General features: G+C 70.7%; 20 protein-coding genes. 11 read left to right on the forward strand and 9 right to left on the reverse strand.

From position 1 onward, the window contains the following. Nucleotides 1–27 precede the first annotated feature (27 nt). Both adh and AC4BAR_RS13200 read right to left on the reverse strand, forming a co-directional pair. Entirely contained in the window at nucleotides 28–1,548 is a 1,521-nt protein-coding gene (gene adh / locus AC4BAR_RS13195; RefSeq protein WP_490628340.1) for an aldehyde dehydrogenase, read from the reverse strand. 588 nt (nucleotides 1,549–2,136) lie between these two features. Continuing rightward, nucleotides 2,137–2,328: a YgaP family membrane protein gene (locus AC4BAR_RS13200; protein ID WP_490628341.1), complete on the reverse strand. Its 192-nt coding sequence runs from the start codon at nucleotides 2,326–2,328 to the stop codon at nucleotides 2,137–2,139. A 171-nt stretch (nucleotides 2,329–2,499) separates the two neighbouring features. Here AC4BAR_RS13200 and AC4BAR_RS13205 point away from each other — a divergent pair, with 171 nt between their 5' ends. Then, the gene (locus AC4BAR_RS13205; RefSeq protein ID WP_490628342.1) at nucleotides 2,500–3,801 is read left to right on the forward strand and encodes a tetratricopeptide repeat protein; all 1,302 of its coding nucleotides are present in this window, start codon (nucleotides 2,500–2,502) and stop codon (nucleotides 3,799–3,801) included. Nucleotide 3,802: 1 nt separating this feature from the next. On the opposite strand, the gene AC4BAR_RS13210 is transcribed toward AC4BAR_RS13205, so the two are convergent. From AC4BAR_RS13210 to AC4BAR_RS13235, 6 genes are all read right to left on the reverse strand, one after another. Next, on the reverse strand, nucleotides 3,803–4,957 hold the full coding sequence (locus tag AC4BAR_RS13210; RefSeq protein ID WP_490628343.1) for a zinc-binding dehydrogenase: 1,155 nt from the start codon (nucleotides 4,955–4,957) through the stop codon (nucleotides 3,803–3,805). 69 nt (nucleotides 4,958–5,026) lie between these two features. Next, a complete protein-coding gene (locus AC4BAR_RS13215; protein WP_490628344.1) occupies nucleotides 5,027–5,512 on the reverse strand; it encodes a hypothetical protein in 486 nt (161 codons plus the stop codon). A gap of 4 nt (nucleotides 5,513–5,516) precedes the next feature. Beyond that, the gene (locus AC4BAR_RS13220) at nucleotides 5,517–6,302 is read right to left on the reverse strand and encodes an FAD:protein FMN transferase (RefSeq protein ID WP_490628345.1); all 786 of its coding nucleotides are present in this window, start codon (nucleotides 6,300–6,302) and stop codon (nucleotides 5,517–5,519) included. 3 nt (nucleotides 6,303–6,305) lie between these two features. Continuing rightward, the gene (locus tag AC4BAR_RS13225; protein WP_490628346.1) at nucleotides 6,306–6,881 is read right to left on the reverse strand and encodes an FMN-binding protein; all 576 of its coding nucleotides are present in this window, start codon (nucleotides 6,879–6,881) and stop codon (nucleotides 6,306–6,308) included. Further along, nucleotides 6,881–8,206 carry a porin gene (locus AC4BAR_RS13230; protein WP_490628347.1) on the reverse strand — a complete coding sequence of 442 codons (1,326 nt, stop codon included), beginning with the start codon at nucleotides 8,204–8,206 and terminating at the stop codon, nucleotides 6,881–6,883. The genes AC4BAR_RS13225 and AC4BAR_RS13230 overlap by 1 nt, the downstream gene beginning before the upstream one ends. Nucleotides 8,207–8,230: 24 nt before the next feature. Beyond that, complete coding sequence (locus AC4BAR_RS13235; protein ID WP_490628348.1) at nucleotides 8,231–9,526, reverse strand: TIGR03118 family protein; 1,296 nt, start codon at nucleotides 9,524–9,526, stop codon at nucleotides 8,231–8,233. 159 nt (nucleotides 9,527–9,685) lie between these two features. On the opposite strand from AC4BAR_RS13235, the gene AC4BAR_RS13240 reads away from it, so the two are divergent. From AC4BAR_RS13240 to AC4BAR_RS13255, 4 genes are all read left to right on the forward strand, one after another. After that, the gene (locus AC4BAR_RS13240) at nucleotides 9,686–10,942 is read left to right on the forward strand and encodes an Hsp70 family protein (protein ID WP_490628349.1); all 1,257 of its coding nucleotides are present in this window, start codon (nucleotides 9,686–9,688) and stop codon (nucleotides 10,940–10,942) included. Nucleotides 10,943–11,008: 66 nt separating this feature from the next. Continuing rightward, nucleotides 11,009–13,714, forward strand: coding sequence for a bifunctional acetate--CoA ligase family protein/GNAT family N-acetyltransferase (locus AC4BAR_RS13245; protein WP_490628350.1), 2,706 nt, complete (start codon nucleotides 11,009–11,011; stop codon nucleotides 13,712–13,714). A gap of 30 nt (nucleotides 13,715–13,744) precedes the next feature. Further along, nucleotides 13,745–14,167, forward strand: coding sequence for a universal stress protein (locus AC4BAR_RS13250; RefSeq protein WP_490628351.1), 423 nt, complete (start codon nucleotides 13,745–13,747; stop codon nucleotides 14,165–14,167). A 16-nt stretch (nucleotides 14,168–14,183) separates the two neighbouring features. Beyond that, nucleotides 14,184–16,721, forward strand: a complete 2,538-nt coding sequence (locus tag AC4BAR_RS13255) for a cation-translocating P-type ATPase (protein ID WP_490628352.1) — start codon at nucleotides 14,184–14,186, stop codon at nucleotides 16,719–16,721. On the opposite strand, the gene AC4BAR_RS13260 is transcribed toward AC4BAR_RS13255, so the two are convergent. Further along, nucleotides 16,722–17,477, reverse strand: a complete 756-nt coding sequence (locus AC4BAR_RS13260) for a YoaK family protein (protein ID WP_490628353.1) — start codon at nucleotides 17,475–17,477, stop codon at nucleotides 16,722–16,724. It lies immediately after the preceding gene. Nucleotides 17,478–17,633: 156 nt separating this feature from the next. Between AC4BAR_RS13260 and AC4BAR_RS13265 the strand changes: the two genes are divergently transcribed. The 6 genes from AC4BAR_RS13265 to AC4BAR_RS13290 are packed head-to-tail and all read left to right on the forward strand — an operon-like array spanning nucleotide 17,634 to nucleotide 25,532. Next, nucleotides 17,634–18,296, forward strand: coding sequence for a response regulator (locus AC4BAR_RS13265; RefSeq protein WP_490628354.1), 663 nt, complete (start codon nucleotides 17,634–17,636; stop codon nucleotides 18,294–18,296). Next, nucleotides 18,296–19,669, forward strand: a complete 1,374-nt coding sequence (locus AC4BAR_RS13270; protein WP_490628355.1) for a sensor histidine kinase — start codon at nucleotides 18,296–18,298, stop codon at nucleotides 19,667–19,669. Before AC4BAR_RS13265 ends, AC4BAR_RS13270 begins: the two co-directional genes overlap by 1 nt. A 22-nt stretch (nucleotides 19,670–19,691) precedes the next feature. Continuing rightward, entirely contained in the window at nucleotides 19,692–20,834 is a 1,143-nt protein-coding gene (locus AC4BAR_RS13275) for an efflux RND transporter periplasmic adaptor subunit (protein WP_490628356.1), read from the forward strand. Next, nucleotides 20,834–23,950, forward strand: a complete 3,117-nt coding sequence (locus AC4BAR_RS13280) for an efflux RND transporter permease subunit (protein WP_490628357.1) — start codon at nucleotides 20,834–20,836, stop codon at nucleotides 23,948–23,950. The genes AC4BAR_RS13275 and AC4BAR_RS13280 overlap by 1 nt, the downstream gene beginning before the upstream one ends. After that, the gene (locus AC4BAR_RS13285; RefSeq protein ID WP_490628358.1) at nucleotides 23,947–24,270 is read left to right on the forward strand and encodes a DUF3240 family protein; all 324 of its coding nucleotides are present in this window, start codon (nucleotides 23,947–23,949) and stop codon (nucleotides 24,268–24,270) included. Before AC4BAR_RS13280 ends, AC4BAR_RS13285 begins: the two co-directional genes overlap by 4 nt. Beyond that, nucleotides 24,267–25,532: a TolC family protein gene (locus AC4BAR_RS13290; protein ID WP_490628359.1), complete on the forward strand. Its 1,266-nt coding sequence runs from the start codon at nucleotides 24,267–24,269 to the stop codon at nucleotides 25,530–25,532. The genes AC4BAR_RS13285 and AC4BAR_RS13290 overlap by 4 nt, the downstream gene beginning before the upstream one ends. The last annotated feature ends 6 nt before the right edge of the window (nucleotides 25,533–25,538 follow it).

Raw genomic sequence — 25,538 nt, forward strand, 5'->3', positions numbered from 1 at the left:
GCCGGACCGGGGGCAGACCTCGTTGGATCAGAAGAAGCCCAGCTTGTTCTCGCTGTAGCTGACCAGCAGGTTCTTGGTCTGCTGGTAGTGGTCCAGCATCATCTTGTGGGTTTCACGGCCGATGCCGGATTCCTTGTAGCCGCCGAAGGCCGCGTGGGCCGGGTAGGCGTGGTAGCAGTTGGTCCAGACGCGACCGGCCTTGATGGCGCGGCCCATGCGGTAGGCCACGTTGCCGTTGCGGCTCCAGACGCCAGCGCCCAGGCCGTACAGCGTGTCGTTGGCGATTTCCAGGGCTTCGGCTTCGTCCTTGAAGGTGGTCACGGCCAGCACCGGGCCAAAGATTTCTTCCTGGAAGATGCGCATCTTGTTGTGGCCCTTGAACAGCGTGGGCTGCACGTAGTAGCCGCCGTCGAGCTCACCGCCCAGCACGGCTTGGCTGCCGCCGGCCAGCAATTGCGCGCCTTCCTGCTTGCCCAGGTCGAGGTAGGACAAGATTTTGGTGAGCTGCTCTTTAGACGCCTGGGCGCCCATCATGCTGTCGGTGTCCAGCGGGTTGGCGTGCTTGATGGCGGCCACGCGCTTGAGCACCCGTTCCATGAACTTGTCGTAGATGGATTCCTGGATCAGTGCGCGCGACGGGCAGGTGCAAACCTCGCCCTGGTTGAACGCGAACAGCACCAGGCCTTCAATCGCCTTGTCGAGGAAGGCGTCGTCCTTGTCCATCACATCGGCGAAGAAGATGTTGGGCGACTTGCCACCCAGTTCCAGCGTAGCGGGAATCAGGTTGTTGGCAGCGGCCTGGGCGATCACGCGGCCGGTGCTGGTGGAACCGGTGAAGGCGATCTTGGCGATGCGCTTGGAGGTGGCCAGCGGCATGCCGGCTTCACGGCCGAAACCGTTGACGATGTTCAGCACGCCGGGCGGCAGCAGATCGGCAATCAGCTCGGCCAGCACCAGGATGCTGATGGGGGTGGACTCGGCGGGCTTGAGCACCACGCAGTTGCCGGCGCCCAGCGCGGGGGCCAGTTTCCAGGCAGCCATCAGGATGGGGAAGTTCCAGGGAATGATCTGGCCCACAACGCCCAGCGGTTCCTGGATGTGGTAGGCCATGGTGTTGGCGTCGATCTCGCTGATGCCGCCTTCCTGGGCGCGCAGGCAGCCAGCGAAGTAACGGAAATGGTCCACCGTCAAGGGGATGTCGGCGTTCAGGGTTTCGCGGATGGCCTTGCCGTTGTCCACGGTTTCGGCATAGGCCAGCAACTCGAGGTTGGCTTCCAGGCGGTCGGCGATCTTCAACAGCACGTTGGCGCGGTCGCCCACCGGGGTCTTGCCCCAGGCGTCGGCGGCAGCATGGGCGGCGTCCAGGGCGAGTTCGATGTCTTCAGCGCTGGAGCGGGCGGCCTGGGTGTAGACCTTGCCGTTGATCGGGGTGATGACGTCGAAATACTGTCCCTTGACCGGAGCCACCCACTTGCCGCCAATGAAGTTGTCGTATTTGGCTTTGTAGGAAATCTTGGCACCGGCGGCGCCGGGAGCTGCATAAATCATGTCTCGTCCTTTGTGGGTCTGAATGGAGTGAAAGCTGCCATGTGGCCCATGCTTCATCACAACTTCCATGCCACCCGCTGACAAGACCGTAAGCTGTTGATTTAAATATGCTTTTTTTGACACCCACACCACACCGCCAAGCCCCCTGGTCGTTGCAGGACCTGACACATGTCCGGAAATGTGACGTTCCACCGCGCAGGCCACGCCGGGGGTGTGAATTAAGTCACATCACCCTCAAAATGGCAGCGCCGTGCATAGAAAAAAGCACTTGAAAACAGGGTGAAAAACAGCCCTGTGGCGCACAGGGTCAGGTCCGATTGCTGGCTGTTTTTGACACACCTGCCGACCCTGGAAATCGCCCCCTGTCCAATCCCTGCACACCGACCTTTTCCTTCTGAAAAAGCCCCACACCGGACCACCATCCGTGAGCAACAGGCCAACCGCCAACGTCAAGAATTCACCGCCGACGAAACGCCTCCTGCGCCATCCCGGAACGATTCAAGCAAGGTGTTTTTTCGAAAACCTATGCAAATGCCTGCATACACCCACTGACGCTGGATGCAGGTGGGACGGCGGGCCGCCAGACCTTCACTTCGCGGTCTTGCAGGTGTTGATGCCCAGCAGCGCATAGGGAGGGCAGCGGCCCGTCAGACCGGTCAACAAGGGCACGACGCCCAGGTAACCCCACCAGCCCACGGTGCCGGTGGCGGCCAGGCCGATCAACACCAGGCCGCCCACAATACGCAACACCTTGTCGATGCCACCGACGTTCTTGATCATGATGTTTCCTTTGAAAAAGAGGTCCGGGTGCACGGCCCCGGCGGCAACCAGTCTGCCCGCCTTTGCCAGCCCCATCAAGCGCACTTTCCGCAGGAGACCGGCGCATGGAAAGCGGCAGAATGCGGGCTGCCCTGTGCCGCGCCCCGCCCATGCCCAAAGCCATCTCCTTCCATGACCAGCCCTGACCCCGTGATGGCCGTGCTGCGCGCGGTGGGCCAGGCCATGGCGCGGGGCGATGCGACGGCGGCCACGGCGCAGCTGCAAAGCGCCTGGGCCACCCACCCCACCGACCCCCGGCTGCACCTGATGGCGGCCCAGCTGGCCGAGGCCTCACAGCAGCCGGACCAGGCGCTGAGCCACACCCGCAAGGCCGTGGCCCTGGCGCCGCACTGGGAGGCCCCGGCCACTGAACTGGCGCTGCTGCTGGCGCGTCAGGGCCGGCCGCTGGAGGCGCTGGACGCGGCCCGCCACGCCGTGGCCCTGGCCCCGGACAGCCTGGACGTGTTGTACCGGGTGGTGGACATCGCCCACCAGGCCCTCAACCCCCAGCTGGCGCTGGACTGGCTGCAGCACGCGGCCACGCTGGACCCGGACAACCCGGAGCTGCTGCCGTTGATCGCCCGCGACCTGACCCAGCTCGGCCGCTACACCGAGGCCCAGACCGCCTACACCACGCTGCTGGCACGCCAGCCCGACCACGCCGAATTCCGCCTGGCCCGGGCCAAGGCTGCGGTCTATGCCGGCGACCTGGCCGCCGCACGCCAGGACGGCGAGCGGCTGGTGGCGCAAGACCCCGGCAACGAGACCCACCGCTTCTGGCTGGCCGTGGCCTGCGGCGACACGCCACCCACCCAGCCGCTGGCCATGACGCAAGCCATGTTCGATGGCTACGCACCCTTGTTCGACCAGCACCTGGTGCAGGGCCTGCAGTACCGGGTGCCCGAGCAGGTGGCGGCGTGGATTGCGCAACACCACCCGCAGCGGGCGCTGGGGGTGCTGGACCTGGGCTGTGGCACCGGCCTGCTGGCCAAGCAACTCGGCGCTGGCCAGGGCCGGCTGGTGGGGGTGGACCTGGCACCCAAAATGGTGGCCCAGGCCCAACGCCTGGGCCTGTACGACGCGCTGCATGTGGCCGAGTTGGTGGCTTTTCTGCGCGGCACACCGACGCCGTTCGACGTGGTGGCCGCCTGCGATGTGTTCATCTACCTCGGCGACCCGGGCCAGGCCATTGCGTTGGCCTGGCACTGGTTGCGGCCTGGCGGTCACCTGGTGTTTTCCTGCGAGGCGGCGGGCGAGCACGAGGCCAACCTGGTGCTGCGCCCCAGCACCCGTTACGCCCACAAGGCCAGCCATGTGCAGGCGCTGTGCGAGGCCGCCGGCTTCGAGGCCGTGACGCTGACGCCCACCCCGATCCGGGTCGAGGACGGCCAGCCCATTGCGGGCTTCCTGCTGAGCGCGCGCCGGCCGGGCTGAATCAGCCGCGCTGCGGCAGGATCAGGAATTTCTCGCCGGTGTGGCGCTGGGCATAGCGCCGGATGTGGGTCAGCGACAAGACCTCGGTCAGGCTGATCTGCTGCGAATAATGGCTGCGGAAGGTGGTGGTCAGCTCCACCGCCACCCGCTGCTTCAAGGCCTCGGTGGCGGCCGGGCCGATCTTTTGCAGGTAGGGAAACACCAGCCAGCCGCCCATGCCCCAGGCCATGCCGAAATTGCGCACCAGCGTGCTGGGCCCGGTGTCCAGCCCGCCGTAGACATAGACCTGCTTGTGCACCGGCGAGCCGTAGCGGCTGTACGAAGGCAGGCGTTTGGCCAGCATGGTTTCCATGCACGACAGAATCTGCCCGGCCAGCGCGCCGCCGCCCACCGCGTCAAAGGCCAGCGTGGCGCCGGTGGCGTCCAGCGCCCGGGTCAGGTCGTCGGTGAAATGCGGGGCGCTGCTGTCACACACATGGACCGCGCCCTGCGATTGCAGCAAGGCCGCCTGCTGCACCGAGCGCACGATGTTCACCAGGCCGATGCCGTCTTTCAGGCAGACGCGGTTCAGCATCTGGCCCAGGTTGGAGGCCGCGGCCGTGTGCACCAGCGCCGAATGGCCTTCGCGCCGCATGGTGTCCACCATGCCCAGCGCGGTCAGCGGGTTGACGAAGCTCGACGCGCCGTCGATGGCCGAGGCGCCCTCGGGCAACACCAGGCATTGCGCCGCCGGCACCACCCGGTGCTGGGCGTACATGCCGCCGCCCAGCGCCGCCACCCGCCGGCCCAGCAACGCCTGGGCCGCGGGGTCGGGGCCGGCGGCCACCACCAGGCCAGCGCCCTCGTTGCCCACCGCCATGGCCTGACCCACCCGGCCCACCATGGACCGCATGGCCTGGGCCGGCACCAGCGCCTGGATCACCGGCCGTTCGTCGCTGCCCGAGACCCGCACCGTGGACAAATCGGCCGCACCGAACAGCAGGCCATGGTCCGACGGGTTCAGCGGCGCCGCCTCGACCTGGATCAGCACCTCCTGACCCTGCGGCTGGGGCACGGCCGCCTCCACCAGCGACAGCGTCAGCTCCCCCTGGCTGCTGACCAGGGAACGCAGCATCAAGGTCCGTTCGGGCACGGCGGGGGTGGCATGGCTGACCATGGGCAGGCTCCTGCAGGGGTAAAAAACCATTGTAGGGAGCGGGGTGGGGCATGGACAGCCCCCTGTCCCTCAGGCCGGGTGGCGACGGCGGCGCTGGGCCCACCAGGCGTGGTGCCACAACACCAGCGGCAAGGGCAGGCCCACCACCCAGTGCAGCCACTCGGCCCCCTCGCGCAAGCCGCCATCGCTGGCGTACCACAGCGCATAGCCGCTGACCGTGAGTGCGCCCAACAACAACAGGTTGGCGATGCCGCCCAGCCGGTGGCGCCGCAACCGCCAGGCCAGCCGGATGTGGACTGGCATCAGGCCGCCGATCACCAGCAGCACCAGCAACACCCCGGCCCCGTGCAACCGCACCGACCACAGCTTGCCCGCCGCGTTGAGGGGCAAGCCCTCGTCACTCAGGGCTGGCCAACCCCAGTGCAGCGCCAGCCACACCGCCCCACTGGCCCACACCAGCGCGGTGGCCCAGGCCACGGCCTGGCGCTGCCAGCGTGGCAGCGCCACCGCGTGGTGCACCAGGTGGGGTGGGGTGGGACGGTGGCTAGGGCGCATGGGTTCAGGCGGTTTCCAGGGCCGGGGCCTGCAGGCACCAGGCACGGGCCTGGTGCCGGACCAGCACCGGATGGGTGGTGTCGCCGGTGGCGGCCACCAGTTTGGTCAGCATGTCGGCGGCCATGCAGGTCGGCGCCACCACCGTCCAACTGGCCGAGGCCGTCACCGTGGCGCGGCTGCGGCCATGGCGCAGCACCGGCGTGTCCAGCAGGTAGGAGGCCGAGGTGGCCGCCGCGCACTCGCGCAGTTCACCCAGGCAGCGGGCCTGCGACAAATCGGCCGGGTCGCGCACCCACAGTGGCTGCACCCGGTCGCCAAACACCCGCCAATCACCCCCGGCATTGACCACGCCAGCCTTCACCCCCCGGGCCGACAACACCGCCACCGCGCGGTCCACCGCATGGCCTTTGGCAATGCCGCTGAGGTCGAGCACCAGCGGCGCATGGCGCCGCGCCCGGCGACCCGCGGCGTCGAGCTCGAGATCACGCCAGCCGCCTTGGGGCCCGGCGCTGCAGGCGTCAAACACCCCGCCGGTCTCGGCACTCAGCGCCTGCGCGGTGGCCAGCACCGCCCAGCAATCCTCGCCCACAGCCACCCAGTCGCCCAGCCGGGCGCGGTTGATCGCGCTGACCTCGCTGCTGGCCTCTTGGAAACTCATGGTCTGGTGCACCGCAGCCACCGCATCGAAGGCCGCGCCCAGGGCGGGCATGGCGGCGTCGGCGTCGGCGGCCTCGCAGGCGATGTCCACCAGGGTGCCCAGCAGCGGGCGGGCGCGGCGCAGCCAGGCCATGGTTCAGGCCGGCAAGGCCTTGGCCTCGCGCAACACGCCCCACACCGCCACGATGCGGCGCACGCCGTCGGTGACATGGGTGCAGGACAGCGTGGCGCCACTGAGGCCGGCAATATCGTCACCGATGCGCAGTGGCTGGGCGGCGGTCTTGCCCACGAATTGCCGGCGCCAGGCCGGCAGACGGATTTCGCCACCATGGCTTTCGCGGTAGCTCAGCACCTCCATGCCCGCCACCGCGCCGTTGGCGTCGATGCCCACCGCGTAGGTGATGAGTTCGAACTTGCCCACCACGTTGTCCACCACCACACTGCCCAGGTAGCGGTGGTTGGCGTCAAAGGCGTGGGCCAGCTTCCAGCCCACCGAGCGGGCCGGCTGTTGCGCGGCCTTGGCCACCGCCTGCAGCTGTTCGGGCGACAGCGTCACCGCGGCCTCCTGCCAGCTGGCTGCCGTGGGGAAGATGGCCTTGCGGGCCTGTTCGGCGCTGAGGTAGTCCACCGCGAAGGCCGAGGTGGAAGCCAGCACCAGCCCGGTGGCCAACGCCACCGGCACCAGGGTTTGCAGTGGCGAAGAAGCGTTCATCAGAAAGCGTAGCCCAGCGACAGATTGAAGCGGTCGTTGTCGCGGTTGGAGACGAAGCGCTGCAGGTCGGCCTTGACCACCACCGTGGGGGCCAGGTGGTAGTTGGCGCCGATCACCGCGACCCGGGTGTAGGGGTCGGCGGCCCGACCCAGACCGGCCGGGAAGGCCGAATAGGCCGCGGCAGTGTTGAAGCGCTCCAGCCGCACAAAGGGCTTCAGCGCCTGGTCGCCATTGCTCCACAGCTTGTAGGCGGCCTGCAGGTAAAGGCCGTCAAAGCGCGACGGGATGGGGGTGGGGTCGGCGGCGAAGGCCACATTGAGCGGGCCGGCGCCACTGACCGTGCCGCGGGCATAGACCGACTGCAAGTCCCATTTGCCCGGCGTCCAGCGCGCATGCAGGTCGGCCAGCGTGATGCGCGGGTTGGCACCGGTGGTCGCGCCCTGGCCGGCCTTGCCGGTAATGAAGCCGCCGCCCACCAGCAGACCGGGCTGGCCACGCCAGTCCAGCGAACCCAGCACCGCCAGGTTTTTGCTGCGGGCCAACTGCAATTCCTGGTGCACGCTGGCCAGCGGCGAGGCCTTGCCCTCGGCCGAGGCCGAGTCCCACTTGCTCAGGTCGAAATAGGTCGACAAGCCCAGCTTCCAGTTCAGGCCGTTGTCGGTGTCACCGACCAGCATCACACCACCCTCGCGGTAGGTGCTGGGGATGATGGCGGTTTCGACCAGGGGCCGGTCGACACCGTAGAAGGTGTGGGGCTCGTGGCTTTCATTGACCAGCCCCAGCGGCACCAGAAACAGGCCGGCGCGCACCGCCAGGCCGGGCTTGAGCTGGTGTTCGATGTAGGCCTGTTCGATGGCCACCTCACCCTGGTCACCGGCCGAGGTCACCGCGTGCTCGAACTCGATTTCGGTGACCAGCTTGGTCTGGTCGTTGAAGCGGTGCTGCAGGCCGATCACCGCGCGACGCAGGTCGGCCTGGGCCTCACCGCTGCGCCGCAAGGGACGGGAATAGACGATCTCGCCATAGCCATTGATGACGGTGGCGCTCTCCGGTTTGAGGCCGGTGCCAGCCACCGTGGCCAGCTCGGTGCGGGCCTGCTGCGCCTCCTGGCTGGCGCGTTGTGCGGTGGCCTCGGTCTGGCCTTGCTGGGCGCGCAGTTGCTGCACCTCGGCCTTGAGCTTGTCAATCTCGGCGCTCATCTGATTGAGCCTGTCGATCAACAGTTGCGGCGCCGTGGCCGGCGCGACCGACTGGGCCAGTGCGGGCACGCTGGCAGTGGCCAGCAGCAGGCCCAGGGCCAGCGTGGAAAAGGAAACAGCTTTCATCGTGAATGTCCTGAAAAAAAGGGGTCAGCGCGGGGCGTAGCGCAAAGCACTGAACAGGCCGGAGGCCTCGTCGTCGGGGCCCGAGGCGGCATACAGGGCGTCGCTGTCGCCCAGCGCCACACCATTGCCAAAACTCAGGCCCCACAGGCCGGGCAGCGAGACAAAGCCGCCGTCGGTGCCGCGCAAATACCCCAGGAAGTCGCCGCTGGCGCCGTCAAAGGCGGTGATGAAACCCCCACCGCCGAAATTGCCCACCAGCACCGCGCCGGCGAAGGCACCGAAGGCGGCTGGCGCGATGGCCAGGCCCCAGGGCGCGTTGAGGTGCTGGCGGTCGTTGTAGACGCGCACCCGGTTGCCGGCGGTGTCGAATTCCACCAGGCGACCGCGGTTGGGCTGGTAGCCACTGGCGCGCTCGGCGTCGGCGTCCAGCGCGTCTTCTTCGCCGGCAAAGAACTGCGTGATGTCGCCCGGGTTGGGCCGCGACTTGGCGTAGGTCACAAACACCCGCTGGCCGATGGCCTGGATGTTGAACGGCACGAAGTCGCCTGGGCGCACCGCACCGCCGGGCCCGCTGCCAAAGGGGTTGGCAAAGCCCGCGGTGGGCACCAGCGCCCACTGGCCATCGAACTGGCGGATCTGCGGATCGCGGCCAAAATCGGCCACCCACAAGGTGTCGAAACTGCCCGGCTTCACCGCCACACCGAAGAAGGCCGAGCCCAGCGCGCTGCCGTCGTAGACGTCGGCGGCCGCGCCGTTGTGGCGCATCACCGCGCCGTTGTCCAGCCTGCGCTCGCCCCAGGCGCCGATGTGGCCGCTGTCGGTGACGAAGATGAAGCGCGACGACCCGCCGATGGCCACCGGCACCCCCTGGTCGTCCGGCATGGTCTGGCCCACCGGCACAAAGTTCGCCGCGTTGATGTTGCCGCCATTGAAGGCCACACCGGTCACCGTGCCACCCAGCACCGGATCCTGTGTGCCCGGCACCGACACCCGGGTCAGCGCGTCGGTGCTCAGGCTGCGCAAGCCGGGATCGGGTGAGGCGCTGACATCGCCCAGGAACTCCCAGGACGAGCCCCCACCACCGATCCAGAAATGCCCGCCGGCGCCGGCGGGACGGATGGCAATGCCCCAGGCATTGACAAAATCCGGCACGGTGAACTTGGCCTTGACCGCCGCGGACGAGGCCACCAAGTGGGTCAAGGCAAAGCTGTTTTGCTGGGCCGGGGCCGTGCCCACACCACCGCTGCCAGACCCCCCACCGCCGCAGGCCGCCAGCACACTGGTTGACAAGCCTCCCAACACCACCGATCGCCGTTGCATTGTTGTCCTTTCGTCGCAAAGGGGCCGGGCTTGGCACCCATCAACCCCAAGAAACTTAATGATAACTACTTTCATTTGCATTACCAAACCACCCAAACGGCAAAGCCCTAGACTTGCTCCTCCCCGCGCATTCGCCATCGGCTTTTTTGTTTCCCCTCCATGACCGCTTCCCGCTCAGGCACCCTTGGCATTGACTTCGGCACCTCCAACTCGGCCGCCGCCTGGGTTCAGGACGCTGGCCAGGCCCGGCCCATCGCGCTGGAGGGGGCGGCCACGGCCATGCCCACCGCGGTGTTCTTCAATGCCGACGAAGGCCGGGTGCAGTTCGGCCGCGACGCCATCGCCGAGTACCTGGCCGGCACCGAGGGCCGGCTGATGCGCTCGCTGAAAAGCCTGCTGGGCAGTCCGCTGCTGCGCGAGACCACGGTGGTCAACCACCAACAGGTCAGCTACCAGGACATCATCGCCACCTTTCTCACCGCGCTGCGCGAGCGCGCCAGCCAGGCCCTGGGCCATGCGCCCACCCGGGTGGTGATGGGCCGGCCGGTGCACTTTGTGGACGACGACGCCCAGCGCGACGCCCAGGCCCAGGCCTCGTTGCAACAGGCGGCCCAGGCGGTGGGCTTCACCGAGGTGGCCTTCCAGCTGGAGCCGATCGCCGCGGCGCTGGACTATGAACGCCGGCTGCAACGCGAGGCGGTGGTGCTGGTGGCCGACATCGGCGGCGGCACCTCCGACTTCACCGTGGTGCGGCTGGGGCCGGAGCGCATCGCCCGCACCGACCGCGCCCGTGACGTGCTGGCCACCCGCGGCGTGCACCTGGGCGGCACCGACTTCGACCAGACCCTGAGCCTGGCCCGCGCGATGCCGCTGCTGGGCCTGGGTCACATCGGCCCGCAGCAGCGCGAGGTGCCCAGCCGGGTGTTTTTTGACCTCGCCACCTGGCATTTGATCCACTGGCTGTACCAGCCCAAGGCCCTGGCCCAGGCCCAGGGCCTGCGTGTCAACTACACCGACCTGCGCCTGCACGACCGGTTGATGAAGCTGCTGCGCCAGCGCGACGGTCACCGCCTGGCCGATGCGGTGGAGCGGGCCAAAATTGCCTGCTCGCAACAAGGCCAGGCCGAGATCGGCCTGCCCTTCATCGAGGCCGGTCTCGCGGTGACGCTGGCCGCCCAAGCCCTGGCGCAAGACCTGGCGCCGGCGCTGGACCGCATCGTGGCCTGCGCCGGCGACTGCGTGCGGGCCGCCGGCCTCGGCGCGGGTGCGCTGGATGCGGTCTACCTGACCGGCGGCTCGTCGGCGCTGCGGCCCTTCCAGCAGGCGCTGGCCGCCGCCTTCCCCGGCGTGGCCCTGGTCGAGGGCGACCTGTTCGGCGGGGTGGCCGCCGGCCTGGCCTACACCCAGGCCTTCTGAGCCCCCGCGCTTGTGCGCCCGTGGACCGGGCCGCTATCCTCGGTGCACATTCCCAGGAAGGCCCCGATGAGCATCCGCCACCTTGACCGCCTGCTGACCCCCACCTCGGTGGTGGTGGTGGGCGCCTCCGACCGGCCGCAAAGCGTGGGCGCCACCGTCTGGCGCAACCTGTGCGCCGGCGCCTTTCAGGGCCCGCTGTTCGCGGTGAACAAGCGCCAGCCGGCCCTGGCCGGCGGGGCGGTCTTTGCCCGGGTGGCCGACCTGCCGCTGGCGCCCGACCTGGCGGTGATTTGCACCCCGCCCGACACCGTGGCCGGCCTGGTGACCGAGCTGGGCCGGCGGGGCACCCGCGCCGCCATCGTCATGACGGCCGGCCTGTCGGCGGCGCAGAAGCAGGCCATGCTGGACGCCGCCCGGCCCCATGTGCTGCGCATCCTGGGCCCCAACTGCCTGGGCCTGCTGACGCCCCGCCTGGGCCTGAGCGCCAGCTTCGCCCACACCGACGCGCTGGCCGGCGACATGGCCTTTGTGTCGCAGTCGGGCGCGCTGGTCACCACGGTGCTGGACTGGGCGCAGTCGCGCCGCATCGGCTTCTCACACATGGTGTCGCTGGGCGAGCGGGCCGACGTGGACTTTGGCGACCTGCTGGACCACCTGGCCAGCGACCCCCACACCCGCTCCATCCTGCTCTACATCGAATCCATCGAGTGCGCCCGCAAGTTCATGTCGGCGGCCCGGGCGGCGGCGCGCAACAAGCCGGTGGTGGTGGTCAAGGCCGGCCGGGCCGGCCGCGGGCTGCAGGCTGCGGCCTCGCACACCGGCGCTCTGGCCGGCTCCGACGTGGTGTACGACGCCGCCATCCGCCGCGCCGGCATGCTGCGGGTGGACACGCTGCAGGAGCTGTTCATGGCCGCCGAAACCCTGGTGCGTTTCCGTGGCAGCGAGGTCGGTGGCCCCGGTGGCCTGACGATGATGACCAACGGCGGCGGCGCCGGTGTGATGGCGGCCGACGCCGCCGCCCGGCTGGGGGTGGCCCTGCCCGAGCTGAGCCCGGCCACCAGGTCGGCGCTGGACGCGGTGCTGCCTGCCACCTGGTCACAGGCCAACCCGATTGATTTGATCGGCGACGCGCCGGTCGAGCGCTACACCGCCACGCTGTCCACCTTGCTGGCCGACCCGGCGGTGGGCGCGGTGCTGTTCATGCACGCCCCCACCGCCATCGTGCCCAGCGCCGGCATTGCCCAGGCCTGCGCGCCGCTGGCCCAGCAGGCGGCGCGGCGCGTCATGGCCTGCTGGCTGGGCGACGGCGGTGTGGCCGAGGCGCGCCGGGTGTTCGAGGACGCCGGTGTGGCCAACTACGCCACGCCCGAAGAAGCGGTCAGCGCCTTCGCCATGCTGTCCACCTACCGCCGCAACCAGGCCTTGCTGCAGGAGGCCCCCAGCGCCAGCGAATGCCAGGCGCCCGACGCCGCGGCCGCCCGCCGCATCGTCGAGGCGGTGCTGGCCGAGGGCCGCACCATGCTCAACGAGGTTGAGGCCAAGGCGGTGCTGGCGGCCTATTGCATCCCGGTGGTGCCCACGCAGGCGGTGGACGCCACGGCCGAGGCCGCGTTGGCCGTGGCACGCGACCTGGGTTTTCCGGTGGCGCTGAAGATCCTGTCGCCCGACATCAGCCACAAGTCCGATGTGGGCGGCGTGGCGCTGCACCTGGGCGACGAAGCCCAGCTGCGCCAGGCGGCCGAACAGATGCTGGCGCGCATCGGGCTGGCGCGGCCTGAGGCCCGGCTCAGCGGCTTTTCGGTGCAGGCCATGGTGCAAAAACCCATGGCCCAGGAGCTGATCGTCGGCGCCAGCGTCGACCCGGTGTTTGGCCCGGTGATCCTGTTCGGCCAGGGCGGCACCGCGGTGGAGGTGGTGGCCGACCGGTCCATCGCGCTGCCGCCGCTGAACAGCAGCCTGGCGGCCGAGCTGGTGTCGCGCACCCGGGTGGCGAAACTGCTGGCCGGCTACCGCGACCACCCGCCAGCCGATCTGCCGGCGCTGCACGACACGCTGGTGGCGGTGTCGCAGCTGCTGGCCGACCTGCCGGAACTGGCCGAGCTGGACATCAACCCGTTGTGGGCCGACCACCAGGGCGTGCTGGCGCTGGACGCCCGCATCCGCGTGGCCCGCAGCACCGGCGCCGGCACCGACCGCTTCGCCATCCTGCCCTACCCCAGCCAGCTGGTCGAAACGGTGGCCTGGCAGGGCCGGTCGCTGCTGCTGCGGCCCATCAAGCCGGAAGACGAGGCCCTGCACGCGGCCTTCATCGATCAATTGACGCCCGACGACCTGCGGCTGCGCTTTTTTGGCGGCCGGCGCGAACTGCCGCGCAGCGAGCTGGCCCGGCTGGTGCAGATCGACTACGCCCGCGAGATGGCTTTTCTGGCGCTGGCGCAGAACGCCGACGGCGCATGGGAAACCCTGGGCGTGGCCCGCGCCGCCACCGACCCCGACAACGTCGAAGCCGAGTTCGCCATCGTCGTGCGCTCCGACCACAAGGGCCTGGGCCTGGGGCACCTGCTGCTGGGCAAGCTGGTGCGCTTTCTGCGTGGCCATGGCACGCAGCGGGTGGTGGGCGAGGTGCTGCGGGAGAACCAGGCCATGCGCCAGCTGGCCCAGCACCACGGCTTTCAGGCCGACCCGGCCGGTTCCGACAACCAGACCGTGCATGTGGTGTTGAACCTGAAGCTTGAGGGGGATCAAGCGCCAACCACCAGGACCACCCCATAATGGCCAGGCCCCCACCCACCAGGAGACGCGGTGAACATCTTGCTGGCCGTTGACGGCAGTGCCTACACCAAGCGCATGCTGAGCTACATCGCCGCCCACGACGAATTGCTCGGCCCCCGCCACCACTACACGCTGCTGACCGTGGTGATGCCGGTACCGCCGCACGCGGCGCGCTACATCGACCAACCCACACTCGACCAGTACTACCTCGACACCGCCGAGGAAGTGCTGGCGCCGCAACGCAAGTTCGCTGCACAGCAGGGCTGGAAGGCCGACACGCTGTACCGCGTGGGCCAGCCGGCTGCCGAGGTGGCGGCTTACGTGACCGCGCACCCGCAGGACCTGGTCGTCATGGGCACCCATGGCCACACCGCGCTGGCCGGCGCCATCGTCGGCTCGGTGACCACCGGCGTGCTGGCCAGCTGCGCCACCCCGGTGCTGCTGGTCCGCTGAGCCGCCACCGGACGGCATGGGCCTGCCACCACCGGCCGGTCTGAGTTCGGCGGAAGCCGCCCGCCGGCTGACCGCCGACGGTCCCAACCTGCTGCCCGGCAGCCAGCCCAAACCGGGCTGGGCCATCGCCCGCGAGGTGCTGACCGAACCGATGTTTCTGATGCTGCTGGCCGCCGGCGGCATCTACCTGGCGCTGGGCGACCGGGCCGAGGCTTTGTTCCTGCTGGGTTTTGTGTTCACCGTCATCGGCACCACGCTGGCCCAGCAGCGCAAGACCCAGCGGGCCCTGGAATCGCTGCGCGACCTGTCGGCGCCGCGTGCCCTGGTGCTGCGTGACGGCCAGCCGCTGCGCGTGCCTGGCCGTGAGGTGGTGTGCGGCGACCTGCTGGTGCTGCGCGAAGGCGACCGGGTGGCGGCCGACGCCCGGCTGTGTGAAGGCCAGCTGGAGGTGGACGAATCGCTGCTCACCGGCGAGGCCGTGCCGGCCGCCAAGCGGCCCACCGCCGACGGCGACAGCGCAGACACAGGTCGGGTGTTCGCCAGCACCGTGGTGACCCGGGGCAGTGGCCTGGCGCGGGTGGAAGCGGTGGGCCCGGCCAGTGCGGTGGGCCGCATCGGCGCCGACCTGGCGGCCACGGTGGAGCCGCCCTCGGGCCTGCAACAGGCCTCGCGCCGGCTGGTGCGAGGCCTGGGCCTGGTGGCGGGGGTGCTGGCCTTGCTGCAGGTCGGTCTGCTGTGGGGCTGGGACGGCCAGCCGCTGCTGGACAGCCTGCTGTCGGGGCTGGCACTGGCCATGGCCATGCTGCCGCAGGAAATCACCGTCATCCTGACCGTGTTTCTGGCCATGGGGGCCTGGCGCATCGCCCAGCAGCAGGTGCTGACGCGGCGCGTCTCGGCCGTCGAAGCGCTGGGCGCCATCACTGTGCTGGCGGTGGACAAAACCGGCACCCTGACCGTCAACCAGATGGGCGTGGCCGAGCTGGCCGCCGGCGACGCGCATTTCCGCGCCACCGACTCCACTGCCCTGCCCGAGGCCTTTCACCGGCTGGTGGAGGCGGCGCTGCTGGCCACGCCGGTCGACCCCTTCGACCCGATGGAGAAAGCCATCCAGCAGTTCGGCCGGGTGCACTTGGCCGGCACCGGCCACGGGCAGCACAGCCTGGCGCCGGAACACACCTACCCGCTGTCACCCACGCTGCTGGCCATGACCCAGCTGCATGCCGAGCCCTCCCCCGCGGCCTACCGGCTGGCCACCAAGGGCGCACCCGAGGCGGTGGCCGACCTGTGCCACCTGCCGGCCGAGCGGCTGCAGCAGGTGCGGGCCCAGGTGGAGGCCATGGCCGCCCAGGGCCTGCGGGTGCTGGGCGTGGCCGGCGGCCGCTGGGTTGGCACATCGCCTGTGGCTGGCGGCCCACCGGACTGGCCGGCGCAGCAGCATGATTTCGATTTCGAGTTCCTTGGCCTGCTGGGCCTGGCCGACCCGCCGCGGCCCGAGGTGCCGGCCGCGCTGGCCGAATGCCGCCGCGCCGGCGTGCGGGTGGTGATGATGACCGGCGACCACCCGGCCACCGCCCGCGCCATCGCCGCCCAGGTGGGCCTGTCGGCGCGACCCGAGGTGCTCACCGGTGCCGAGCTGGCCGCGCTCGACGACACCGCCCTGGCCGCGCGCCTGAAGCAGGTCGACCTGTGTGCGCGGCTGCAACCCGCCCACAAGCTGCGCCTGGTGCGGGTGCTGCAGGCAGCGGGCGAACTGGTGGCCATGACCGGCGACGGCGTCAACGACGCGCCGGCGCTGAAGGCCGCCGACATCGGCATCGCCATGGGCCAACGCGGCACCGACGTGGCCCGCGAGGCGGCGGCGCTGGTGTTGCTGGACGACAGCTTCTCGCGCATCGTCGCCACCATCCGCCAGGGCCGCCACATCTACGACAACATCGCCAAGGCGTCCCGCTTCACCTTCGCGGTGCACATGCCCATCGTCGCGCTGGCGCTGCTGCCGGCGCTGCTGGGCTGGCCACCGCTGCTGTGGCCGGTGCACATCGTGCTGCTGGAGTTGCTGATCGACCCCAGCTGCGCCATCGTGTTCGAGTCCGAGCCACCGGTGCCCGGCCTGATGGACCGCCCGCCCCGGTCGCCGCAGGCCACCCCCTTCTCGCCCGCGGTGCTGGTTGGCGCGGTGCTGCAGGGCCTGGGGTTGGCCGCGCTGCTGCTGGGCGGCCACGCCTGGGCACTGGCCCAGGGCTGGGACGCCGCGCCGAGCCGGGGCCTGGTGTTTGCCGGGCTGGTGCTCGGCGTGGTGCTGCTGATCCTGGCCAACCGCGACCCGTCGCGCCCGCTGTGGCAAACGCTGGCCGTGCCCAATCGCTGGGTGGGCCGCATGGCCGCGGCCGTGGCCTTGTTGCTGCTGCTGGTGTTCAACCTGCCCTGGCTGCGCCAGCTGATGGGTGTGGCCCCGCTGGGGCTGGCCGGCTGGACCGCGGTGGCCGGTCTGGTGGCCGCGGGCGCCCTGTGGCTGGAGGCCTTTCGGCGGCTGGCCCGGCGCGCGGCCCGGTGATCAGCGGCCGCGCTGGCGCCAGTCCCGCAGGTCGTCCAGCGCCGGCACAATGGCCAGCGTCACCAGCGCCAGCGCCAGCGGCACGGTGGCGACATAACCCAGGTGCTTGAAGCCCCAGGCACCGACCACCCCGCCGCCAAAAAACGCCACCAGCAAACTGACCAGCACCGTCAGCCGGGTGCCGCTCTGGCCGGCGGCGGCCGGGTCCGGGTCGGGCTCGCCCAACCGGTGCGCCCAGCGGCCCAGCTCGATGCCGATGTCGGTGACGATGCCGGTGACGTGGGTGGTGCGGATCTCGGTGCGCGACAGCTTGGTGATGACGGCGTTCTGCAAGCCCATGATGAAGCACAGCAGCATCACCGTGACCGGCACAAACAGGCCGTGGATTTGCGACAGCCGCCCGCCCAGCAAGCCGAAACACAGCAGCAGGCCAGCTTCCAGCAGCAGCGGCAGCGCGTACTCGCTGTGCAGCTGCCAGCGCCGCGCCCGGTTGACCATCCAGGCCGAGCAGGCCGCCCCCAGCACAAAGGACAGCAGCGCGCCCAGCCCGCCCCAGGCCAGGTCGGGCGTGCCCAGGGCCCATTGGTCGGCCATGGCCGACACCACACCGGTCATGTGCGAGGTGTACTGCTGCACCGCCAGAAAGCCGCCGGCGTTGATGGCCCCGGCCACCGCGGCCAGGGTGTAGCCCAGATGCCGGTTGGCGTCGGCGGTGCGGTGGCGGCCAGTCAGGCGGCGGGCGTAGGCAATGGGCATGGTGCGGTTCGAACCTGGGCTTATTCTGCGCGCTTTTCAGCCCCGCTTGACTGACAGCCCGGGGCCATGGCGGGGCGTGCCGAAAGCCCCTGCTTTCAGGTGGATTTCATTTTGGTAAGGTCCAATGCATGGTGCTTACCTTTGGACCCCTTTCCCATGCGCATCCTGCTGGTTGAAGACGACTTGCCCCTGGCCAGCGCACTGGCCAACTACCTGCGCAGCCAGCAGTTCGTGGTCGAGCCGGTGAGCTCGCTGGCCGCCGCCCGCACCGCGCTGCCGCTGGCCGACTGGTCGGCAGTGCTGCTGGACCTGCACCTGCCCGACGGCGATGGCCTGTCGCTGCTGCCCACCATCCGCCGCCAGGCCGCCGATACGCCGGTGATTGTGCTGACCGCGCGCGACCAGGTCAGCGACCGCATCCGCGGCCTGGACGCCGGCGCCGACGACTACCTGGTCAAGCCCTACGACCCCGACGAGCTGCTGGCCCGGCTGCGTGCGGTGCAGCGGCGCGGCAGCGCCAGCACCGCCGGCACCATCACGCTGGGCGGCCTGGAAATCGACCTGGGCCGCAGCACCGTGCTGGCCCAGGGCCAGCCGGTCACGCTGACCGCCAAGGAATGGACGCTGCTGCGCGTCATGGCCACCCGGCCCGACCGCATCCACTCGCGCGAGGCCCTGACCAGCGCGCTCTACGGTTTTGACGACGAGGTCGGCAGCAACACGCTGGAGGTCTTCATCAGCAGCCTGCGCCGCAAGCTGGGCCGCAACAGCATCGAAACCCTGCGTGGCATGGGTTACCGCCTGACAGGGGGGGTCTGATGGCCGCCCAGGGCCGCAGCCTGGTCAACCTGCTGCTGCGCCACCTGCTGCTGGTGGTCGGTGGCCTGTGGCTGCTGGCCTCGCTGGGCGTGGCCTGGCAGGTGCGCAGCGAACTGGCCGAGGGCTACGACGGCAAGCTGCTGGAGAGCGCCTACACCCTGCTCGACCTGATCGACCACGAGCTGGCCGAACGCGAACACCACCCCGACGCCACGATGAACCTGCGGCTGCTGGCGCAGAAGGAGCTGGAGCAACTGGACGAGGCCCAGAGCTTCCTGGTTTTCCAGATGCTGGACCAGAACCGCCGGGTGCTGCGCCGCTCGCTCGATGCGCCGCTGACCCCCATCCCGGTGCCGCTGGCCACCGGCTACAGCGACACCGACACGCTGCGGGTGTTCACCCTCAAACACCCGCTGGAGCCGGTCTACATCCTGGTGGCCGACTCGCTGGACCACCGCCACCAGGCGATGCTGGAGGCCACGCTGTGGCAGCTGCTGCCGCTGCTGGGCCTGCTGCCCTTGCTGGCCTGGCTGATCCAGCGCACCGCGCAGTACGCGCTGCGCTCGGTGGGCCAGGTGGCGCGGCAGATTGGCCAGCGCGGCGACGGTGACCTGACCCCGATCGGCGACGCCGACCTGCCGCTGGAAATGCAGGCCATCACCACCAGCACCAACCACCTGCTGGCCCGGCTGTCGGACGCGCTGCAGACCGAGCGGGCGCTGGCGGCCAATGCCGCCCACGAGCTGCGCACCCCGCTGGCCACCGCCCGGCTGCGGCTGCAAGGCATCCTGGGCCACCCCCTGCCCGAGGACACCGCCCAGCAGGTGCGCGAGGCGCTGGACGCGCTGACCCAGCTCAGCCGGCGGGCCGAGAAGCTGCTGCAACTGTCGCGCGCCGAATCGGGTGCCGCGCTGGCCCAGGCCCCGGTGCAGTTGGGCCAGGTGGCCGGGGTGGTGGCGCAGGAGTTCTGGGCCCAGGCCGAGCTGCTGGACCGGCTGCGGCTGCACATCCCGGCCGAACACGACGTGGTGGTGCTGGGCGATTTCGACGCCATCGCGATCGCGTTGCGCAACCTGGTGGAAAACGCCGTGCGCTACGCACCGCAAGGCCCCATCGAGCTGACCGTGTCGGCCCCGGGCACGGTGACCGTGCGCGACCACGGTGCCGGACTGCCCCCCGCCCAGCTGGCCGCACTGACGCGCCGCCATGTGCGCCACGGCAAGGACGCGGCCGGCTTCGGCCTGGGCCTGTCCATCGTCGGCACCATCGCCGAACGCCACCAGGCCCGCCTCACACTGACCTCGCCGCCGGCCGGCCAGCCCCAGGGCCTGGAAGCCCGGCTCGATTTCCGCCCGGCGCCGGTCACGCCCTGAACAGCCCGCACCCTGATCGCCCATGCCCTCTCCACACCCCTTTTCCTGGCGTCCCGCCAGCGCCCTGCTGGTGCTGCTGACCAGCCTGACCGCCCAGGCCCAAACCCCCGCCCCCATCGCCTGGACCGAGGCCCAGGTGCGTGCCGCCGGCATCCGCACCGAGCGGGTGGGCCAGGAGGCCGGCGACGGCGCGCGGCTGCAGGGCACGGTGGTGCTGCCAATGTCGGCCATCGAGGTGGTGAGCACGCCGGTGGCCGGGGTGGTGCAGGCGGTGCTGGTGGACATCGCCCAGCCGCTGCGCGCCGGCCAGCCGGTGGCCCGGGTGCAAAGCCCGCAGCTGGTGGAGTGGCAGCGCGACTGGCGCCAGGCCCAGGCCCAGGCCAGGCTGGCCGACGACAAACGCCAGCGTGACGAGCAGCTGTTCAACGAAGGCGTGGTGTCGGAGGGGCGGCTGCGCGAGTCCCGCACCCAGGCCGAACTGGCCAGGCTGGCGCTGTCCGAGAAACGCATGGCCTTGCAGATGGCGGGCCTGAACCCGGGCGAGCGGCTGGCCGCCAGCGAGTTCACGCCGCTGCTCACCGTCACCAGCCGCCTGGCCGGTGCGGTGCTGGAACTGCTGGTCTCGCCGGGCCAGCGCCTGGAGGCCGGTGCCCCGCTGGCCAAGGTGGCCCGCGCAGGCCAGCTGGCCATCGAATTGCAGGCCGCCGCCGAGCAGGCCGCCATGGCCCGGCCCGGCGACCGGCTGCGCATCGACGGCTGCGCCAGCCCGGCGCGGCTGGTGTCGGTGGCGCCGCAGCTCAGCGGCGCCACCCAGTCCCGGCTGCTGCGGGCCCTGCCCACCGGGCCGGCCAGCGAGCAGGCGGCCTGCCTGCGGCCCAACCAGTTTGTGCTGGCCCAGCTGCTTGGCGCCACCCCGGCCGCGGGCCTCAGCGTGCCGGCCGCGGCGGTGGTCCAGCACGAAGGCCAGGCCCATGTGTTTGTGTCGCGCGGCGGCCAGTTCGTGCCCACGCCGGTGGCGCTGGGCGCAGGCGCTGAACGCCGGCCGGTGCGCAGCGGCCTGAAGGCGGGTGACGCGGTGGTGGTGCAGGGCACGGCGGCACTGAAAGGGGCCTGGCTGGGCCTGGGTGCCGAAGCCGCCGGCGGCCAGGCCCCGAAAGGCCCGTGATGCTGTCGCGCCTGATCGCCTGGTCGCTGTCGCAGCGCCTGCTGGTGGCCGTGTTGACGCTGGGCCTGGTGGCCGCCGGCCTGCTGGCCGCGCGGGGCCTGCCCATCGACGCCTTCCCCGACGTGTCGTCGACCCAGGTCAAGCTCATCCTCAAGGCCCCGGGCATGACGCCCTCCGAGGTCGAGACCCGCATCGTCGCCCCCATCGAGCAGGAGCTGCTGGGCATTCCGCACCAGAAGGTGCTGCGCTCGCAGTCCAAGTACGCGATCGCGGACATCACGCTGGACTTTGACGACGGCACCGACATCTACTGGGCCCGGCAGCAGGTCAGCGAGCGGCTGGCCGGCGTGATGGACAACCTGCCACCGGGCCTGAGCGGCGGGCTGGCGCCCATCACCACCCCGCTGGGCGAGATGTTCATGTTCACCGTCGAGGGCCCGGGCTCGCTGATGGACAAGCGCAGCCTGCTCGACACCGTGATCCGGCCGCGGCTGCGCGGCATTGCCGGTGTGGCCGACGTGAACACCCTGGGTGGCCAGGTGCAGACCTTCGAGGTCGTGCCCGATGTGGCGGCGCTGGCGGCACGCCGGCTCTCGCTGGGCCAGCTGCAGACGGCGCTGGCGGCCAGCAACCGCAACGACGGTGCCGGCCGCCTGTCCAGCGGCGAGGAGTCGCTGCTGGTGCGCAGCGACGGCAGCGTGCGCACGCTGGACGACGTGCGGGCGATCGCGGTGCTGCAGCGCGACGGCCAGGCGGTGCGGGTGGGTGACGTGGCCGAGGTGCGCATCGGTAGCCTGACCCGCTACGGCGCGGTCACCAAGGACGGCCAGGGCGAGGTGGTGCAAGGCCTGGTGCTGGGCCTGCGCGGCGCCAACGCCCGCCAGGTGGTGCGCGAGGTCCAGGCCCAGCTGGACCAGCTCGCGCCCTCGCTGCCGCCGGGGGTGACGGTGCGGCCCTTCTACGACCGCGGCCAGCTGGTCGACCGCGCCATTGGCACGGTGGGCAAGGCGCTGGCCGAGGCCACCGTGCTGGTGGTGATTTTGCTGCTGCTGTTCCTGGGCAATTTGCGGGCGGCGCTGGCGGTGGCGCTGATCCTGCCGCTGTCGGCGCTGGCCACTTTCGTGCTGATGCGTGGCTGGGGCCTGTCGGCCAACCTGATGTCACTGGGTGGCCTGGCCATCGCCATCGGCATGCTGGTCGACGCCGCGGTGGTGGTGGTGGAAAACATCGAGGCGCGCCAGGCGCTGGCCCGCCACAGCACGCCCGGCCGCACGCCACTGCCCCATTTGCACACGCTGTTCCGCGCCACCCAGGAGGTGGCCGTGCCGGTGACCGCCGGCATGGCCATCATCGTCATCGTGTTTTTGCCGCTGCTCACGCTGCAAGGCCTGGAGGGCAAGCTGTTCGGCCCGGTGGCGCTGACCATCGTGTTCGCGCTGCTGGCCTCGCTGCTGCTGTCGCTCACGGTCATCCCGGTGCTGGCCTCGGTGCTGCTCCAACCCAAGGCCGGTGCCGTCCACGCCACACCGCGGCTGGTGCGCTGGCTCGAAGCCCGCTACGCGCCCTGGCTGGACGCCGCGCTGCGCCATGCGCGCGCGGTGGCGATCGCCTCGGTGCTGGCGCTGGTGGGGGCGGCGGTGCTGTTTCCCTTCATCGGCAAATCCTTCATGCCCACGCTGGACGAGGGCGACATCATCATGCAGGTGGAAAAGCTGCCGTCCATCAACCTGGACCGTTCCACCCAGACCGACCTGGCACTGCAACGGGCGTTGATGAAGGCCGTGCCCGAGGTGCAGAGCATCGTGGCCCGGGTGGGCTCCGACGAGCTGGGCCTGGACCCGATGGGGCTGAACGAGACCGACACCTTCATGGTGCTGCAGCCCCGCGACAGCTGGCGTTTTGGCAGCAAGGCCGAGCTGATCGACGCCTTGCGCACGGCCGCCGCCCCCATGCCAGGCGTCAACCTGAGCTTCACCCAGCCGATCGAGATGCGCACCTCGGAGATGCTGTCCGGCGTGCGTGGCGACCTGGCGGTCAAGGTGTTCGGCAGCGACGAGCAGGCGCTGGCCAAACTCGCCGACCAGTTGGTGCAAATCCTGTCCGGCCTGCGCGGCAGCGAGGACGTCATCACCACCAAGAACGAGGGTGTGCAGTACCTGCGGGTGGACATCGACCGGGTGGCCGCCGGCCGGCTGGGCCTGAGCGCCGAGGCCATCCAGAGCGATTTGCGCACCCTGGTCGAAGGCCAGCGCAGCGGTGTGGTGGTGCTGGACGGCCGCCGCGTGCCGCTCACCCTGCGCGGGCCCGAGTCGCTTCGGCTGTCGCCCGAGCTGTTTCGGCAGCTGCGGCTGCCCATGGCCGACGGCAGCGCCATCCCTTTGAGCGCGGTGGCGCGGTTGGAAACCACCGAGGGCCCGGTGAAAATCGAGCGCGAGAACGCCTCGCGCATGGCGGTGGTGCGGGCCAATGTGCGCGGCCGCGACCTGGTGGGCTTTGTGCAGGAGGCTCAGGCCGCGGTGGCCCAGCAGCTGACGCTGCCCACCGGCTACCGGCTGGCCTGGAGCGGCCAGTTCGAGAACCAGCAGCGCGCCGCCCAGCGGCTGGGCCTGGTGGTGCCGGTGGCGCTGGCGCTGATCGTATTGGTGCTGTTCACCACGCTGGGCTCGCTGCGCCAGGCGCTGCTGGTGTTTGCCAACATCCCGTTTGCGTTGATCGGCGGGGTGGTGGCGCTGGCGATCTCCGGCGAATACCTGTCGGTGCCGGCCTCGGTGGGCTTCATCGCGCTGATGGGCATCGCGGTGCTCAATGGCCTGGTGCTGGTGAGCTGCTTCAACCAGCTCGCCGCCCGTGGCCTGCCCATCGACGAGGTGGTGCGCCAAGGCGCCTTGCGCCGGCTGCGGCCGGTGCTGATGACGGCCAGCATCACCGCGCTGGGCCTGATCCCGCTGCTGCTGGCCAGCGGGCCGGGCTCGGAAATCCAGCGCCCGCTGGCGGTGGTGGTGATCGGTGGCCTGGTCAGCGCCACCGTGCTGACCTTGGTGCTGCTGCCCATCCTGTACCGCCGCTTCGGCCAGGCCCCGGCCCGCCAGGCCGCATTGACCCCGGTGTCCCCATGACCTCCCACCCTGCCCCACCCAACTGCCTGCTGACGCTGGCCCTGCCCAGCGCGCTGGAAGCCGACATCACCGACGCGCTGCGGGCCCTGCCCGACACCGTGTCGGGTTTCTCCATGCTGCATGGCCACGGCCATGGCGAACACGCCCGCCTGGCCACCGCCATGGAGCAGGTGCAGGGCCGGGCCAACCGGGTCTTTGTGCAGCTGGCGCTGAACGACCAGGCGGTGCCCGAGCTGTTGCAGCGGCTGCAGGCGGCGCTGCCCAACCCGGAGATCGCCTACTGGGTCGTGCCGCTGGACCGGTTCGGGCGGTTCGCATGAGCCGCCAGACCTGCGCGCTGGTGCTGCTGTGCGCTCTGCAGACCGCCCATGCCCAGGTGCCCGCGGCGGCCTTGCCGCCGGCCGACGCGGTGCTGCAGGCCCTGAGCCGGCTGCCCGCGGTGCGCGCCGCCGAGGCCGGGCGGGCCGAAGCCCTGGGCCGGCAACAACGGCTGCAAGCCGGCCCCCACGACTGGACGCTGAAGCTGGGCGCCCAGCGCCGCCAGGAACAGGCCGGCCCGCGTTTCAACGAACAGGAGATCGGCCTGGAGCGCGCGCTGCGCTCCCCGGCCAAGGCCACCACCGACCGCCAGCTGGGCGAAAGCGAGCGGACGCTGGGCGACCTGCGCTACGCCGACGCCTGGCACGAGGCCGCGCGCGGCCTGCTGGCCGGCTGGTTCGGCTGGTTGCGCGAGTGGCGCAGCGCCCAGGTGCTGGCCGCACAAGCCGCGCTGGCCGGCCAGCAGCAGGCGGTGGCGGCCAAGCGCTTGCGCGCCGGTGACGCCGCCCGGCTGGAGCTGCTGCTGGCCCAGGCCGAACTCGACCGGGCCCTGGCCAAGGCGGCCCAGGCTGCCCAAAAAGCCGATTTGTCGCAGGCCGAACTGGCGCGCCGCCTGCCCGGCCTGCCACTGAACCCGCCCACCCCGCTGCCCGATCCCGAGGCCGATGGGCTGGGTGTGGACGCCTGGGTGGCCCGCATCCTGGACGACAACCACGAGCTGGAGCTGGCCCAGGCCCAGGCCGAACTGGCCCGGCAACGCGCCACCCGCGCCGACCAGGAGCGGCTGGGCGACCCGCTGCTGGGACTGCGCGCCAGCCGCGAACGCGGCGGCCAGGAACAGCTGCTGGGGGTCTACCTGGCATTGCCGCTGGGCAGTGGCGCCCGGGCCGCCGACGCGCAGGTGGCGCTGGCCCAGGCCGAGGCCGCCCAGCAGGCCGAAGCCGAGGTCCGCAACAAGGTGGAAACCGCGGCGCTGCGGGTGGCCACCGAGGCGGTGCAACGCCCGGGTGGCTGGCGCCGCCTGCAGGCGGCGCACAGCGGCCTGCAACAGGCCGCCGCGCTGGCCCAGCGCGGCTATGCGCTGGGCGAGACGCCGCTGAGCGAGGCCCTGCTGGCCCGGCGCAGCGCGCTCGACGCCGAACTGGCCGCCGAGACCGCCCGGCTCGACGCACTGGAAGCCCAGGCCCGCGCCGCGCTCGACGCCCACCGGCTGTGGCAGCCGCCGGGCGGTCACCACCCGGCACCGACCGACGTCGGCCGCTGACGCTCC

The organism is Rhodoferax sp. SPJ4 (assembly GCF_058216275.1).

Coding starts and splice junctions, on each gene's coding strand:
- adh (WP_490628340.1), bottom strand. CDS start 1,548: ATGATTTATGCAGCTCCCGGCGCCGCCGGTGCCAAGATTTCCTACAAA.
- AC4BAR_RS13200 (WP_490628341.1), bottom strand. CDS start 2,328: ATGATCAAGAACGTCGGTGGCATCGACAAGGTGTTGCGTATTGTGGGC.
- AC4BAR_RS13205 (WP_490628342.1), top strand. CDS start 2,500: ATGACCAGCCCTGACCCCGTGATGGCCGTGCTGCGCGCGGTGGGCCAG.
- AC4BAR_RS13210 (WP_490628343.1), bottom strand. CDS start 4,957: ATGGTCAGCCATGCCACCCCCGCCGTGCCCGAACGGACCTTGATGCTG.
- AC4BAR_RS13215 (WP_490628344.1), bottom strand. CDS start 5,512: ATGCGCCCTAGCCACCGTCCCACCCCACCCCACCTGGTGCACCACGCG.
- AC4BAR_RS13220 (WP_490628345.1), bottom strand. CDS start 6,302: ATGGCCTGGCTGCGCCGCGCCCGCCCGCTGCTGGGCACCCTGGTGGAC.
- AC4BAR_RS13225 (WP_490628346.1), bottom strand. CDS start 6,881: ATGAACGCTTCTTCGCCACTGCAAACCCTGGTGCCGGTGGCGTTGGCC.
- AC4BAR_RS13230 (WP_490628347.1), bottom strand. CDS start 8,206: ATGAAAGCTGTTTCCTTTTCCACGCTGGCCCTGGGCCTGCTGCTGGCC.
- AC4BAR_RS13235 (WP_490628348.1), bottom strand. CDS start 9,526: ATGCAACGGCGATCGGTGGTGTTGGGAGGCTTGTCAACCAGTGTGCTG.
- AC4BAR_RS13240 (WP_490628349.1), top strand. CDS start 9,686: ATGACCGCTTCCCGCTCAGGCACCCTTGGCATTGACTTCGGCACCTCC.
- AC4BAR_RS13245 (WP_490628350.1), top strand. CDS start 11,009: ATGAGCATCCGCCACCTTGACCGCCTGCTGACCCCCACCTCGGTGGTG.
- AC4BAR_RS13255 (WP_490628352.1), top strand. CDS start 14,184: ATGGGCCTGCCACCACCGGCCGGTCTGAGTTCGGCGGAAGCCGCCCGC.
- AC4BAR_RS13260 (WP_490628353.1), bottom strand. CDS start 17,477: ATGCCCATTGCCTACGCCCGCCGCCTGACTGGCCGCCACCGCACCGCC.
- AC4BAR_RS13265 (WP_490628354.1), top strand. CDS start 17,634: ATGCGCATCCTGCTGGTTGAAGACGACTTGCCCCTGGCCAGCGCACTG.
- AC4BAR_RS13270 (WP_490628355.1), top strand. CDS start 18,296: ATGGCCGCCCAGGGCCGCAGCCTGGTCAACCTGCTGCTGCGCCACCTG.
- AC4BAR_RS13275 (WP_490628356.1), top strand. CDS start 19,692: ATGCCCTCTCCACACCCCTTTTCCTGGCGTCCCGCCAGCGCCCTGCTG.
- AC4BAR_RS13280 (WP_490628357.1), top strand. CDS start 20,834: ATGCTGTCGCGCCTGATCGCCTGGTCGCTGTCGCAGCGCCTGCTGGTG.
- AC4BAR_RS13285 (WP_490628358.1), top strand. CDS start 23,947: ATGACCTCCCACCCTGCCCCACCCAACTGCCTGCTGACGCTGGCCCTG.
- AC4BAR_RS13290 (WP_490628359.1), top strand. CDS start 24,267: ATGAGCCGCCAGACCTGCGCGCTGGTGCTGCTGTGCGCTCTGCAGACC.